This window comes from Vibrio sp. Vb2880 (assembly GCF_033337975.1).
Lineage (GTDB): Bacteria > Pseudomonadota > Gammaproteobacteria > Enterobacterales > Vibrionaceae > Vibrio > Vibrio alginolyticus.
Map to the genome: position 1 here is coordinate 73,679 of NZ_JAWORT010000004.1, position 13,711 is coordinate 87,389.

The window sequence follows — 13,711 nt, forward strand, 5'->3', positions numbered from 1 at the left end:
AATAAATAAAGGTAAGCTTATCAAGTTGTTGTTTTGTAATGGTATTTTGTTTTTTTTACATTGGTATTTAGAAAATTTGACAGCCAGAATAATCTTTTGCACTCTTAGCTCCAGATTTTGAGGAGGTGCTGTATAACGTTTTGTTAACGCTCTACCTCAAACATATAAAAAAAGGGAACCGGACAAGGATATCCCGAACTAAGAAAAGGCAGTGGATTAATTATGAAAAAAACTCTATTAGCACTAGCTGTAGTTGCGTCTGCAACTTCAGTGAACGCAGCTGAAGTATTCAAATCTGAAGAAGGTTCTGTAGATTTCTACGGTCAGCTACGTCCAACTCTTCTATTCACAGAAAAAACTGATCACACAGCAGAGCTAAACACTAGCTCTTCTCGTACTGGTGTGAACGCGGTTTACGTTGTTGACGAAAGCCTAAAAGTTCTGGGTGAAGTTGAAATCGGTGTTGCTCTAGGTGACAACTACGACGCAGGTGCTGATTCAAGCGAGCGTACAGATGACTCTGTATACGTACGTCGCCACATCATCGGTTTTGATATGGGTGATATGGGTACTCTTCGCTTCGGTAAAGAAGGTACTTGGGCTGATGACGTATACTTCGCAGATTACTCTTACTTCTTCGGTGGTAACGCAGCGGAAACTGCATACGGTCACGCTTGGAACAACGATTCTCAAATCAAATACGCTTACGAAAATGACGCATTCTGGCTAAAAGCTGGTTACGCGCTAGGCGAAAAAGATTCTAACGAAGAAGTACTAGAAGTATTCGTTGGTAAATCTTTCAACGACCTATCTCTACACGCTGGTGTACTTACTGCGAACAACGACATCAACGTAACTAAAGAGAAAAAACTAGTTCTTAATGGTGTAGAGCAAACAGTTTCTCACACAGAGCGTACTGATAACGAAAACCTATCTTTTGAAGTAACTGCTGAGTACGCACTAAACGAGCACACTCTAGGTGCTACGTACTACTACAACGAAAACGAAGATAAGCTAGGTAAATCAACAGTTGATTCACACTACATCGTTGTAGCTGGTATGTTCGCTGTTGCTCCTAAAACAACTCTATACTCTGGTTACGAGTACCTAGCTCAGTCTACTGACGAAGCAGGTAAAGTAGACGCAGACTCCTCTTGGTTCTACGCTGGTGTTGAATACAAGTTCTCTAAATGGGCACGTGTATTCGCAGAAGCGGGTTACACTTTCGAAGGTACTGACTTCGACAACAAAGACACAGACGACGCAACTAACTTCGGTGTTGGTGCTCGTTTCTACTGGTAATCAATACCCAGTTTGATATTGTAAGACCCAGCTATATGCTGGGTCTTTTACTATGAAGATAAGGATGAAAAATTCTATGCAGTTATCATTAAAAGTGGCAATGGCACTGTCTATTTTTGCCAGTACAAACCTCTACGCTGCAACGACTTTAGTGGTTCCAGAAGACGTGAAGTTATTGGCCGTCAACATGGAGAAGCCAGATCTAGAAGGTGGTCTTTTTTCTAGTGAGAAGACAATCGAACTACCTGACGGAACGAATCAAATTGTCTTCAAATATCAACCTACATTCGAAATTAACGAAAACCTTAAGACGGTTTACAGTGATGTAATCGTTGCTAAATTTGATGCTGAAAACGAAAAGCTAACGTTTGAACTGCCAGAGTTTAAAACTCTTCGCCAAGCGCAAAACAACATCTCGCCTCTAGATTGGCAATTACTGGATACCAAAGGCCAACCTATTGCTTTGGTCGAAGATGTATTAGAGTCAGATGGTGTTCAAATTGGTCGTAATTACCCTCAAGAATCTCGCAACTACAATATTGCTGGCGGTATCGCGAGTGTTGCCGTTAGTTATGTAACTGTGAATCAGCATCAACAATCAGTAAGTGATATCGAGCCTCGAGTTGAGACTAGTGATACCCGTTCAACAGCCGCATCGAACGACAGCCCAATGGTTGATGTATTAAAGACGATGTACCAGAAAGCGTCTCCGGCGGAAAAAGAGGCATTTAAAAACTGGCTTGCTGAGCAGTAATCCCTTAGTTCATTAGATAGGGCTTAACTGAAAAAGTACGAATCTAAAAAGCAGGCTTTAAGCCTGCTTTTATCTTTTCTGCTTATTAGAGAGAGATTTCTCTCCATTCACCAGGCATTAGGTCGTTAAGGACGATATCACCCATCGAATGACGAATGAGGCGCAAAGTAGGGAAGCCAATGTGCGCAGTCATGCGACGTACCTGACGATTTCTTCCTTCAATAATGGTAATGGCTAACCAAGTTGTAGGGATATTTGCTCGAAAACGGACCGGAGGGGTTCTGTCCCAGACTTGTGGTTCTGGAATTACTTCAACTTCGGCCGGTAGAGTCATACCATCTTTTAGCTCTACTCCCTTTCTCAATTTTTCAAGATCTTGCTCCTGAGGAGCGCCATCAACTTGAACCCAATAAGTCTTCGGCGATTTTGACTTTGGCTGCGTTAACTTCGCCTGCAAGATGCCATCGTTAGTGAGTACCATCAAACCTTCGCTGTCTCGGTCCAATCGGCCAGCCGCATAGACATTTTTGATTGGGATATAGTCCGCTAACGTTTTGCGACCATCGCCATCGGTAAATTGACTGAGCGTATCGTAAGGCTTATTGAAAATAATGACTTTACGATCTTTAGGGGTCACTTTTGGCTTTTGGCTTTTTGTTGGGCGATTAGGGCGGCGGTCTTGCTGAGTACGAGTCTTCGAGCCATTGCGAGCTCCTGAGTGTTTAAAATGGCCCGTTTTAGACTGGTTACGACTGCGACCTTTTTCCTGACCTGTACGAGATGACATGTTAACTACCCTGCAAAAATGTAAATGAACTGTGTTTGAAAGTTTTAAGTTTTCTCATGATCGGATATGATTTGCGCGCCTAAAACTAACAAACGCGCACAGAATGATAGACTAATTCGTGTTATTTGTTTAATTATATCAGTGCACTCATGGATTCAGAGCTTAGAGCTTCAAACTACAACAAAGAGTGCGAACCGCATGTGGCGTTAGTGAGGAGACATGTACTGCTAACGTGCAGCAATGCGTCAATTAAACCAACTCAGACGCTGAGTTGATCAGCCAACAAGTTGATTAAAAAATAGGGAAATTTCATGCCTACAGAAAAACCTACAATTATCTACACCATCACTGATGAAGCGCCGGCGCTAGCAACTTATTCATTACTACCAATCATTCAATCATTCACAGCATCGTCTGGCATCAATGTAGATACTCGTGATATTTCACTAGCAGGTCGAATTATCGCTAACTTCCCAGAGCATCTAAAAGAAGAACAGCGCATTGGCGATGCGTTGACTGAGCTTGGTGAACTAGCTCAAACTCCAGAAGCAAATATCATCAAGCTACCTAACATTTCAGCTTCAGTTCCTCAGCTTAAAGCGGCGATTAAAGAGCTTCAGGCGAAAGGTTACGATTTACCAAACTACCCAGAAGAGCCGAGCACGTACGAAGAGAAAGCGATTAAAGCGGCTTACGACAAAATCAAAGGTAGTGCGGTTAACCCAGTACTTCGTGAAGGTAACTCAGACCGTCGTGCTCCGACTTCGGTTAAGAACTACGCGAAGAAAAACCCACACTCAATGGGTGCATGGTCAGCAGAATCTAAGTCTCATGTTGCGAGCATGTCAGACAATGACTTCTTTGGTAGCGAAAAGTCTACAACTATCTCTGGTGCAACAGAGGTCAAAATCGAGTTTGTCGGTAATGATGGTACAGTTAAAGAGCTTAAGTCTGCGTTCCCATTACTAGATAAAGAAGTCATTGATACTTCAGTAATGAAGAAGAAGGCGTTGGTTGAATTTTTCGAGAAAGAGATTGCTGAAGCGAAAGCACAAGACGTGCTGCTGTCTCTTCATATGAAAGCGACGATGATGAAAGTTTCTGACCCTGTCATTTTCGGTCATGCAGTAAAAGTTTATTACAAAGACGTTTTCGATAAGTACGGTAAGCTGTTTGAAGAGCTAGGCGTTGATGTAAACAATGGCATCGGTGATGTTTACTCAAAAATTGAGTCTCTACCTGAAGCGCAAAAAGCAGAAATTGAAGCGGCCATTCAAGCGGTTTACCAAACTCAACCAGAACTTGCGATGGTTGACTCTGATCGTGGTATCACAAACTTACATGTACCAAGTGACATTATTGTAGATGCTTCTATGCCAGCAATGCTTCGCTCTTCGGGTCAAATGTGGGGACCAGATGGTAAACAAAAAGACACCAAAGCGATGATTCCAGATCGTAGCTACGCAGGTATTTACCAAGCGGTTATTGATTTCTGTAAAGAGCACGGCGCATTTGATCCAACCACTATGGGTAGCGTACCTAACGTTGGTCTAATGGCTCAGAAAGCTGAAGAGTATGGTTCTCACGACAAGACATTCATTCTAGACGCTGCGGGTACTGTTCGCGTTGTTGATGCTTCAGATAACGTACTGTTAGAGCAAGCGGTTGAAGAAGGTGATATCTTCCGTATGTGTCAGGTTAAAGACGCACCAATCCAAGATTGGGTTAAACTAGCAGTGACTCGCGCACGTGCAACAGGTGTTCCAGCTGTATTCTGGCTAGATGAAAACCGTGCGCACGATGCTGAACTCATCAAGAAAGTAAACGCCTACCTACCAGATCACGATACTGACGGTCTAGAGATTAAGATCCTATCTCCTGTTGAAGCTTGTAAGTACTCACTAGAGCGTATGAAAGCGGGCCTAGATACTATCTCTGTTACAGGTAATGTTCTTCGTGACTACCTAACAGACTTGTTCCCAATTCTAGAGTTAGGTACGTCTGCTAAGATGCTATCTATTGTTCCATTGATGAATGGTGGTGGTCTATTTGAAACAGGCGCTGGTGGTTCTGCTCCTAAGCATGTTCAACAAGTAGAAAAAGAGAATCACCTTCGTTGGGATTCTTTGGGCGAGTTCCTAGCGCTTGCAGCGTCGTTAGAGCATTTAAGTGTAGCGACAAACAATCCTAAGGCTCAGGTTCTAGCAGATACACTAGATAAAGCGACCGGTGAGTTTTTAGACACCAACAAATCTCCGTCACGCAAAGTGGGTGAGCTAGATAACCGTGGAAGCCACTTCTATCTTGCACTTTACTGGGCGAAAGCGCTTTCAGAGCAAACGGATGATGCGGATCTTGCTGCTGAATTTGCACCAATTGCAAAAGCGCTGTCTGAGCAGGAAGAAACGATCGTTGCTGAGCTAAATAATGCGCAAGGCGTGAAAGGTGAGCTAGGAGGTTACTACTTACTAGACGATGCATTGGTTTCTAAATTGATGCGTCCAAGCGAAACCTTTAACGCAATCATTAACAAGTAAGTTAGTGTTAAAAAACACGTCGTTTTCGGCGTGTTTCCTATCCTGTAAGTGCGTTGTAAGTGTTCCTTTTGTAACACGTGCTCTAAATAGTAAGAAACCCGCTATCTTGGCGGGTTTATTTTTCTCTTCAAAACATCAACGTGGCGTTTCGAGAGCAATATTTTTATATTTCGACAGCGCTCTAATTATTTGGCTTGGCCTTCAAGAGGCACGACGCTACTCGCGTGACAGCCTTTGGGACCTTTTTCAATCTCGTAAGAGACTTGTTGGCCTGCTTTCAGTGTACGATAACCGTCCATCTGGATAGTTGAGTAGTGGGCAAAGATATCTCCCTCTTCTTCATCTGAACAAATAAACCCAAATCCTTTGGCATTGTTAAACCACTTTACTGTACCTGTAGCCATGCTTTACATCCCTCATGCATTTTTTACTGATGTTGTTACTGCAACCAAGTTATACCTTTAACTTGGTACTACCATTGTCAGCGAATGCCAACAAACGTCAAATCAATGATAAGTCACATTCATCAAACCACTTAAAGAAGAGAGGTTTCAAAATGATGATTTATGCATCGACACTTTCCACTGTAGTCAATGAATTTCGACAGTCAATAGCAGTGAGCAACAAACAGAAACATAATTGAAAACAAATCACTTTTGAGATTAACAAATTTGCAAACAGTTTTTCGTATATACGCAGAAGTTTAGTCAATTTGCCTATGAAGTGGTTCATACTGAAAAAGCCATACTGTCCGTGTTGCTTATGGTAGAAGAATCCTCTGACTGAATAAAAAATGAAGTTTTCGTGATAATTACCGTATTCTCAATGAGGAAGTGTGATCCAGATAGAAGATGATGGGGCGGTTTGCAATAGTCCGAAAGCAATAAATAGAAAGTTCTTTTATAAGAAAAAATGTGTAACTTATCGACAAGCATCTTTTATTTGCGCCGTATCAAGACGTGCATTAGTCTCTATATTAGGTAGCAACTTTTATCGATCAAAGATCGAATTCGGTGCCATAACTCACTACACCGCGCTGCACGCTTGTGGTAGATTGTTTTTATAGGTCGAAAACATCAACCCTTTGATACGATATCTTTAGATTGCCATGAGTAAAAATTTTGAATGGGTCACTCCGGACTCTGATCTTCTGGAGCGAGAAAGTACGAAAGTCCAGCCACCTAAGCTGTACAATGTCGTACTCAATAATGATGACTATACACCTATGGATTTCGTCATAGAGGTGCTTGAGCGATTTTTCTCACATGATATTGATAAAGCAACTCAAATCATGCTTCAGGTCCACTATGAAGGAAAGGCAATCTGCGGCACATACAGCGCAGAAATTGCCGAAACAAAAGTAGCGCAAGTTACGATGTACGCAAGGGAAAATGAACATCCGCTACTTTGCACTATGGAGCAAGCGTAAACAAAGAAGACTTGCTCGAACAACCCCAGTTGTTTTTTCGGGAGGTACTTATGCTAAATAAAGAACTAGAGTCAAGCCTTAACGGTGCATTTGCTCGGGCGCGCGACAAACGCCACGAGTTTATGACTGTCGAACACCTCCTACTTGCATTGTTGGAAAATGATGCAGCTAAGGAAGCCCTTCTAGCTTGTAAGGCGGATCTTGACGCTTTACGCAACGAACTCGATATTTTCATCGATCAAACTACGCCTCTTATCCCAGATAGTGATGAGACGCGTGAAACGCAGCCGACTTTGAGTTTTCAACGTGTACTACAACGCGCCGTCTTTCATGTACAGTCGTCTGGTCGTAATGAAGTAACAGGCGCCAACGTGCTTGTTGCTATCTTCAGTGAGCAAGAGTCGCATGCCGCTTACTTACTGAAGAAAAATGACATCTCCCGATTAGATATTGTTAACTTCATCTCCCATGGTATTACTAAAGCATCAGGTGCAGGTGAGGATTCATCATCAGACTCGTTTAGCTCAGAAAGTGTTGAAGAGCCTAATTCTGAAGAACGCCTAGAAAGCTTTGCGACGAATCTTAATCAAGTCGCTAAAGATGGAAACATCGACCCACTCATTGGACGTGATAAAGAGTTAGAGCGCACTATTCAGGTACTTTGTCGACGCCGCAAGAATAATCCACTACTAGTGGGTGAGGCAGGGGTTGGTAAAACAGCCATTGCGGAAGGTCTTGCATGGCGAATTGTCGAAGGGCAGGTCCCTGAGGTTATTCAAAACAGCGTGATTTATTCACTAGATATTGGCTCTTTGCTCGCTGGTACCAAATATCGCGGTGATTTTGAAAAGCGCTTCAAGGCGATTTTGAAACAACTTGAAAAAGAAGAAGATGCCATTTTGTTCATCGATGAAATACATACCATCATCGGTGCAGGCGCGGCATCTGGTGGTCAAGTCGATGCAGCAAATCTTATTAAGCCTCTTTTAAGTAGCGGTAAGTTGCGTTGTATTGGTTCGACGACATACCAAGAGTACAGCAACATTTTCGAGAAAGAGCGTGCGTTGTCTCGCCGTTTCCAAAAGATAGACGTTGTAGAGCCTTCATTGGATGATACAACTAAAATCTTGATGGGCTTGAAGCCGAAGTACGAAGCTCACCATGAAGTACGTTATACCAATAAAGCACTGCGTGCCGCGGTAGAACTGTCGGCTAAATACATTAATGAACGCCATCTACCAGATAAGGCCATTGATGTCATTGATGAAGCTGGTGCTCGTAGTCGTCTTGCTCCTGCAAGCCGTCGTAAAAAAACGGTCGGAGTGGCTGATATCGAATCAATGGTTGCCAAAATGGCGCGAATTCCAGAGAAGTCGGTTTCTTCTTCAGATAAAGACATTTTGAAAAACTTAGATAGCAAAATGAAGATGTTGGTATTTGGTCAAGATAATGCGATTGATGCATTGTCCGAGGCGATCAAGCTGACACGTGCAGGTTTGGGTGTAGACAACAAACCTGTTGGTTCATTCTTGTTTGCAGGCCCAACAGGGGTTGGTAAAACAGAGGTGACGGTGCAGTTATCTAAGCTTCTAGGTATCGAGCTACTTCGTTTTGATATGTCTGAGTATGGTGAGCGTCACTCCGTAAGTCGCTTAATTGGTGCGCCTCCTGGTTATGTCGGTTATGACCAAGGTGGTTTGCTAACTGATGCTGTTATTAAGCACCCACATTCAGTCGTATTACTTGATGAGATTGAAAAAGCGCACCCTGATATCTTTAACCTGCTGTTGCAAGTCATGGATAACGGTACGCTAACGGACAACAATGGTCGCAAAGCAGACTTCCGTAATGTCATTCTTGTTATGACAACTAACGCAGGAGTGGCGGAAACCGAGAAGAAATCAATTGGTTTGATTCAACAAGACAACAGTCACGATGCAATGGCGGAAATTAAGAAGGTGTTTACTCCTGAGTTCCGTAACCGTCTTGATAACATCATCTGGTTTAATAGCCTTGATGAAAGCGTTATCCATCAAGTGGTTGATAAGTTCATTGTCGAACTGCAAGTGCAACTTGATGCGAGAGGCGTTTCAATGGAAGTATCGCAAGACGCTCGCCATTGGTTAGCACATAAAGGTTATGACAAAGCTATGGGGGCTCGCCCAATGGGGCGTGTTATCCAAGAACAGCTTAAGAAGCCTTTGGCTAACGAACTGTTGTTCGGATCTTTAGTTGACGGCGGTACAGTGAAGGTAACGCTGGTCAACGATACGCTTGAGTTTGAATACTTAAGTGAGAAAGAGACAGCGATGCATTAATCGTTAGTCGGTAACAAACGCAAAAGCGTACGAGAAGATCGTGCGCTTTTTTATCTGAACTAAATCGGAAAAAATTATGCAATAAAAAACGGAGCAGCTTGCTCCGTTTTTTATTGCATCCGAAAATCAGAGATTAACGAGCGCGGAAGACGATGCGGCCTTTTGACAGGTCGTATGGAGTCATCTCTACAGTTACTTTGTCACCCGTTAGGATACGGATGTAGTTCTTACGCATCTTGCCAGAGATGTGAGCAGTCACAACGTGACCGTTTTCAAGTTCAACACGGAACATAGTGTTTGGTAGAGTGTCAAGGACTGTGCCTTGCATCTCGATTACGTCTTCTTTAGCCATTTAATCCTCTTTAGAAATTAGGCAATATTAGCGGGCTATATTCTGCCGCTAAATAGTAATTATGTAAAGTTGAGGCGTATTCTACCCTCGCCAACGCTGATTTACTAGCCTTTGGTGGCGTTGAAAGCGTGTTTTGTAGCTCATTGCTGGGCACTCATCAATCTGATATCCCAAATATAGCCACTGTTGTTTGTTTTCTTGGCAGTATTTAATTTGATAAAGCACTGCTAACGTGCCAAGAGATAACTCGTAGTCAGGGTCAAAGAAAGTATAAAAAGCACTCGAGCATTGTGGCATCAAATCTGTCACCGCAATGGCGAGCAATTGATCTGATTCATCGTAAATGTGTAAAAACGACGTTGTCAGCCAGCTGGTTTGAGCAAATCGAGCAAACTCATCACGCTTTGGTGGGTACATAGTGCCGTTTCTATGCCGTTTGCAGATGTACCTACTGTAAAGCTCAAACCATTCCTCATCCATTTCAGGTTTCATTTCCCAGCGTAAAGACTGTGCTTTATTAAGCAGCCTCTTCTGACTTTTTGATAATCTAACGTCTGGAATCGAGACTCGAATTGGCTGGCAAGCGGTGCAATGCTCGCAATGCGGTTTATATATGGTATCTCCGCTACGACGAAAACCGTTAGCCATGAGCAACTGGTAATTTTCTTCAGTATGCAGCCTTTCATCAAGCGCCACCGCAACCCGCTCTTGCCGTTCAGGCAAATAACTACAAGGGTGATTATTCGTCAACCCTATTCGAATATGTTGTATATCCGTACTCATACTGAATCCTGCAAAACTTGGGGCTGATAGGCATCAAATAGTGTTTGCTTTTCTCTTAAAGATAGTAGTTTTTGCATAAATTCGTCACGCTCAAGTTCAAATGCGCCAAGTGATGCCAAGTGAGAATTCATAACTTGGCAATCGATTAATTGACCTTGCTTTGACGCCAAATGGTTGCATAAGTACCACAATGCAATTTTGGATGCGTTATCTTTTAGGCTAAACATCGACTCCCCGCAAAAAAGTTGGCCCACGCAGATGCCATATAGTCCGCCAATCAGGTTGTTGTCATGCCATACTTCTACAGAGTGACAGTGACCAAGTTTGGCTAACTCAATGTAGGAAGCTTGCATTTCCTCGTTGAGCCATGTTTCCTCTGCAGGGCGTGTTGAAGAACATAGTCTAATCACTTCTTCTGTCGCGAAATTGAGTGTTACTTTATAGTTATGTTTACGCTGAAATTTTTTGAGACTTTTAGATGGCTTAAACTGCAATGGGTCAAACACAGCGCGCGGAGAAGGGCTCCACCATAAAATAGGTTCACCAGGACCATACCAAGGGAAAATACCTTGATAATAACCATTGAGGATTCTCATGGGGTTTAAGTCACCACCAAAAGCCAGCAAGCCATTGGGGTCGCTGAGTGCTTTATAGGGTGAGGGAAAGTTGAACGTTTCATCGAGTTCAGTTAAATAAATAGCCATAAGAAGTCGTTACCAACATTGGAGTCAGAGGAGTTTATGATGACCTGGTTAAGAAATATCGTAAAAGTATGGCTTGGGATCATACTGTTTTTACCACTTGTCGCCAACGCAGCCTATGAAAGAAATGTTGCCAAGCCAGTTAATGAAGTAGTTTACGGGAAGATTGACTCTGTCCGTTATATTACTCAACAAGAGGTTGTTCAATCGAAAAGTAACGGTTGGAAGACACTACTTGGTGCCACTATCGGTGGTTTAGTCGGTAATCAATTTGGTGGCGGTACGGGAAGAGAAGTCGCGACGGCAGTGGGTGCGCTTGCTGGTGCCGCAGTTGCTCAAAACCAAAGTAATTACCAATACACGGTTGAATATAAGTTAGTTGAGCTACTCATCAAAGTGAAGGGTGATAAGCTAATTAATGTCATCCAAGATGTTGATAAAAATATGTTATTTAGTCGAGGGGATGAAGTTCGTATTTTATATTTTGATGATGGAGTCAGGGTTGATATCACTTATTAACCCTAGGTTGTTTTAGTCTAACGAAGCCTAATCAGGCATGTACAGTCGGGCTGGCTTATAGTCAAATAAAGTCGAAATAGTTTGCTGTTTCGCCGTGCTTCTTTCGCTCTGATTTACATCGCTGGCAATGCCTTTAATTCTGTATCTTTAGGCTGCTTGAGGATATTCATAAATTAGCGCCGATTTACTCTGGTTTTGTCGTGTTTTTTTGGGTAGTCTGAATTCACGAAGAATTGTTTAGCCCTCATAAAAAATCGTATGTTGAGGGCACAAAGGATTATCAACTTTTAATGGAAAGCCTAACGTTACAACCTATCAATAAAATTCAAGGGGAAGTGAACCTTCCTGGCTCTAAAAGTGTTTCTAATCGAGCTCTTTTACTTGCTGCTCTTGCTAAAGGCAGAACTCGCCTTACTAATCTCCTCGACAGTGATGATATTCGTCATATGCTGAATGCGCTGACTAAACTAGGCGTTCAATACCAACTTTCCGAAGATAAAACAGAATGTCTCGTTGACGGCCTTGGGCGTCCGTTTTCTGTCTCAGAGCCGGTAGAGTTATTTCTCGGCAATGCTGGCACTGCGATGCGACCATTAGCTGCGGCTCTTTGTCTTGGAGAAGGGGAGTATGTACTGACGGGCGAACCTCGTATGAAAGAGCGTCCAATTGGTCACCTTGTCACGGCACTGAAAGATGCTGGTGCGAACGTTGAGTACATGGAAAACGAGAACTTTCCGCCTCTCAAAATAATTGGTACTGGCCTAAAAGCAGGTACAGTTTCTATCGATGGGTCCATTTCAAGTCAGTTCTTGACCGCTTTCTTAATGTCTGCGCCATTGGCTGAAGGTGAAATTCGCATCAACATCGAAGGCGATTTGGTTTCTAAGCCTTATATCGATATCACCCTGCATATCATGAAGCAGTTTGGAGTCGATGTGATCAACAACGACTATCAAGAGTTTGTGATTCCAGCCGGTCAGCAATACATCGCTCCAGGTGATTTCTTGGTTGAAGGTGACGCGTCTTCTGCTTCTTACTTCTTGGCGGCGGCAGCCATCAAAGGTGGAGAAGTTAAAGTAACGGGTATCGGTAAAAACAGCATTCAAGGTGATATTCAATTTGCTGATGCGCTTGAAAAAATGGGTGCAGAAATTGAATGGGGTGATGACTACGTAATTTCACGTGTTGGTCAATTAAAAGGCATTGATATGGATTACAACCATATCCCTGATGCTGCAATGACCATCGCGACAACAGCGTTATTTGCCGAAGGCACTACCGCTATTCGTAACGTTTATAACTGGCGTGTAAAAGAAACAGACCGTTTGTCAGCTATGGCGACTGAGTTACGTAAAGTTGGTGCGGAAGTGGAAGAAGGGGAAGACTACATCATCGTCAAACCTGTTTCTCAGTTAAAGCATGCAGCGATTGATACTTACGATGATCATCGTATGGCGATGTGTTTTTCGCTGGTGGCACTTAGTGATACGCCTGTGACGATTAACGATCCAAAGTGTACGTCGAAAACGTTCCCTGACTACTTCGACAAACTTAAGGCTTTAAGTTGCTAAATATTCTGACCTAAAACAGGAAAGCCAGAGTGAATAACACTCTGGCTTTTTTGTTTCCCAATACTATTTAACCAGCGTAAATTCCTTAGAAAGGTGATGCGCTAAGTATTTGAACATATTGAATACTGCAGTCGTATTTGAAGTTGGTAAACCTTTGTCATCAAGGAAGTATTCACCTTTAAAAACTAAAACACCTTCTTTTTCTTCTACGCTTGTTGCTCGCATCCCCTCGATGTAATCATCGTGCTCTTGGATGATTTGGTTAGCGATCAAAAGAAGGTCGAACTCTTCGATAAACGTTCTATCAGACATATTCTTTCTACCATTCTATTCAGTTAAGAACGCTGAGTATACCTACAACTAAAATGGGTTTGCATGATTAATTCAGTCAATCGTTCAGTAAGACTAAACAGATCAATTTTTAGAGTATAAGCATGATGCGGAGGAAGATGGCAGAGCATTGAACCAAACTATTTTGTGATGGGTAACAAAATTTATTGCATTGGATTAGCGGATGCTAAGTTTGCCTGTTTAGATATGCCGCTCAATACCTTTCAGAACCCTGTCTCTTTGAAGTATAAAGACGATGAATTGTCAACCAATCGGATCTGAATTTCAAAAAAGCAGTTGATCTTCTTTTCATCTCGCACAATAGTAA

At 42.6% G+C, this 13,711-nt stretch carries 13 protein-coding genes; 7 read left to right on the forward strand and 6 right to left on the reverse strand.

Annotated elements, in window-relative coordinates; all coding sequences use genetic code 11:
* Positions 1–222 precede the first annotated feature (222 nt).
* Together R7M92_RS05935 and R7M92_RS05940 are read left to right on the forward strand one after the other, a co-directional pair.
* Positions 223–1,302 (forward strand): porin, encoded by a 1,080-nt coding sequence (locus tag R7M92_RS05935; RefSeq protein ID WP_005378424.1) that lies wholly within the window; start codon positions 223–225, stop codon positions 1,300–1,302.
* Positions 1,303–1,378: 76 nt separating this feature from the next.
* Entirely contained in the window at positions 1,379–2,056 is a 678-nt protein-coding gene (locus R7M92_RS05940) for a DUF2057 family protein (protein ID WP_017634732.1), read from the forward strand.
* A gap of 85 nt (positions 2,057–2,141) precedes the next feature.
* Here the strand turns inward: R7M92_RS05940 and R7M92_RS05945 are convergent, their stop codons facing one another.
* Positions 2,142–2,843, reverse strand: coding sequence for a pseudouridine synthase (locus tag R7M92_RS05945; protein ID WP_262596592.1), 702 nt, complete (start codon positions 2,841–2,843; stop codon positions 2,142–2,144).
* Between the two features lie 311 nt (positions 2,844–3,154).
* Between R7M92_RS05945 and R7M92_RS05950 the strand changes: the two genes are divergently transcribed.
* Entirely contained in the window at positions 3,155–5,380 is a 2,226-nt protein-coding gene (locus R7M92_RS05950) for an NADP-dependent isocitrate dehydrogenase (RefSeq protein WP_170890547.1), read from the forward strand.
* 185 nt (positions 5,381–5,565) lie between these two features.
* On the opposite strand, the gene cspD is transcribed toward R7M92_RS05950, so the two are convergent.
* The gene (gene cspD, locus R7M92_RS05955; protein WP_005378407.1) at positions 5,566–5,784 is read right to left on the reverse strand and encodes a cold shock domain-containing protein CspD; all 219 of its coding nucleotides are present in this window, start codon (positions 5,782–5,784) and stop codon (positions 5,566–5,568) included.
* A 704-nt stretch (positions 5,785–6,488) separates the two neighbouring features.
* On the opposite strand from cspD, the gene clpS reads away from it, so the two are divergent.
* Positions 6,489–6,809 (forward strand): ATP-dependent Clp protease adapter ClpS, encoded by a 321-nt coding sequence (gene clpS, locus R7M92_RS05960; RefSeq protein WP_005378419.1) that lies wholly within the window; start codon positions 6,489–6,491, stop codon positions 6,807–6,809.
* Positions 6,810–6,859: 50 nt separating this feature from the next.
* Positions 6,860–9,127, forward strand: a complete 2,268-nt coding sequence (gene clpA / locus R7M92_RS05965; protein ID WP_005387879.1) for an ATP-dependent Clp protease ATP-binding subunit ClpA — start codon at positions 6,860–6,862, stop codon at positions 9,125–9,127.
* 133 nt (positions 9,128–9,260) lie between these two features.
* On the opposite strand, the gene infA is transcribed toward clpA, so the two are convergent.
* From infA to aat, 3 genes are all read right to left on the reverse strand, one after another.
* Positions 9,261–9,479, reverse strand: coding sequence for a translation initiation factor IF-1 (gene infA, locus R7M92_RS05970; RefSeq protein ID WP_001040192.1), 219 nt, complete (start codon positions 9,477–9,479; stop codon positions 9,261–9,263).
* 81 nt (positions 9,480–9,560) lie between these two features.
* A complete protein-coding gene (locus tag R7M92_RS05975; protein ID WP_047100846.1) occupies positions 9,561–10,262 on the reverse strand; it encodes an arginyltransferase in 702 nt (233 codons plus the stop codon).
* Positions 10,259–10,966 carry a leucyl/phenylalanyl-tRNA--protein transferase gene (aat, locus tag R7M92_RS05980; protein WP_005387881.1) on the reverse strand — a complete coding sequence of 236 codons (708 nt, stop codon included), beginning with the start codon at positions 10,964–10,966 and terminating at the stop codon, positions 10,259–10,261. The genes R7M92_RS05975 and aat overlap by 4 nt, the downstream gene beginning before the upstream one ends.
* Positions 10,967–11,005: 39 nt before the next feature.
* Here aat and R7M92_RS05985 point away from each other — a divergent pair, with 39 nt between their 5' ends.
* Together R7M92_RS05985 and aroA are read left to right on the forward strand one after the other, a co-directional pair.
* Positions 11,006–11,482 (forward strand): glycine zipper 2TM domain-containing protein, encoded by a 477-nt coding sequence (locus tag R7M92_RS05985; RefSeq protein WP_005378348.1) that lies wholly within the window; start codon positions 11,006–11,008, stop codon positions 11,480–11,482.
* A 290-nt stretch (positions 11,483–11,772) separates the two neighbouring features.
* The gene (gene aroA / locus R7M92_RS05990) at positions 11,773–13,053 is read left to right on the forward strand and encodes a 3-phosphoshikimate 1-carboxyvinyltransferase (protein ID WP_017634728.1); all 1,281 of its coding nucleotides are present in this window, start codon (positions 11,773–11,775) and stop codon (positions 13,051–13,053) included.
* A gap of 63 nt (positions 13,054–13,116) precedes the next feature.
* Here the strand turns inward: aroA and R7M92_RS05995 are convergent, their stop codons facing one another.
* Positions 13,117–13,365: a YciN family protein gene (locus R7M92_RS05995; protein ID WP_005387884.1), complete on the reverse strand. Its 249-nt coding sequence runs from the start codon at positions 13,363–13,365 to the stop codon at positions 13,117–13,119.
* Positions 13,366–13,711 lie beyond the last annotated feature (346 nt).

Excerpts from the sequence above, each read along its gene's own strand:
- R7M92_RS05935 (WP_005378424.1), top strand. The coding sequence starts at position 223 with ATGAAAAAAACTCTATTAGCACTAGCTGTAGTTGCGTCTGCAACTTCA.
- R7M92_RS05940 (WP_017634732.1), top strand. The coding sequence starts at position 1,379 with ATGCAGTTATCATTAAAAGTGGCAATGGCACTGTCTATTTTTGCCAGT.
- R7M92_RS05945 (WP_262596592.1), bottom strand. The coding sequence starts at position 2,843 with ATGTCATCTCGTACAGGTCAGGAAAAAGGTCGCAGTCGTAACCAGTCT.
- R7M92_RS05950 (WP_170890547.1), top strand. The coding sequence starts at position 3,155 with ATGCCTACAGAAAAACCTACAATTATCTACACCATCACTGATGAAGCG.
- cspD (WP_005378407.1), bottom strand. The coding sequence starts at position 5,784 with ATGGCTACAGGTACAGTAAAGTGGTTTAACAATGCCAAAGGATTTGGG.
- clpS (WP_005378419.1), top strand. The coding sequence starts at position 6,489 with ATGAGTAAAAATTTTGAATGGGTCACTCCGGACTCTGATCTTCTGGAG.
- clpA (WP_005387879.1), top strand. The coding sequence starts at position 6,860 with ATGCTAAATAAAGAACTAGAGTCAAGCCTTAACGGTGCATTTGCTCGG.
- infA (WP_001040192.1), bottom strand. The coding sequence starts at position 9,479 with ATGGCTAAAGAAGACGTAATCGAGATGCAAGGCACAGTCCTTGACACT.
- R7M92_RS05975 (WP_047100846.1), bottom strand. The coding sequence starts at position 10,262 with ATGAGTACGGATATACAACATATTCGAATAGGGTTGACGAATAATCAC.
- aat (WP_005387881.1), bottom strand. The coding sequence starts at position 10,966 with ATGGCTATTTATTTAACTGAACTCGATGAAACGTTCAACTTTCCCTCA.
- R7M92_RS05985 (WP_005378348.1), top strand. The coding sequence starts at position 11,006 with ATGACCTGGTTAAGAAATATCGTAAAAGTATGGCTTGGGATCATACTG.
- aroA (WP_017634728.1), top strand. The coding sequence starts at position 11,773 with ATGGAAAGCCTAACGTTACAACCTATCAATAAAATTCAAGGGGAAGTG.
- R7M92_RS05995 (WP_005387884.1), bottom strand. The coding sequence starts at position 13,365 with ATGTCTGATAGAACGTTTATCGAAGAGTTCGACCTTCTTTTGATCGCT.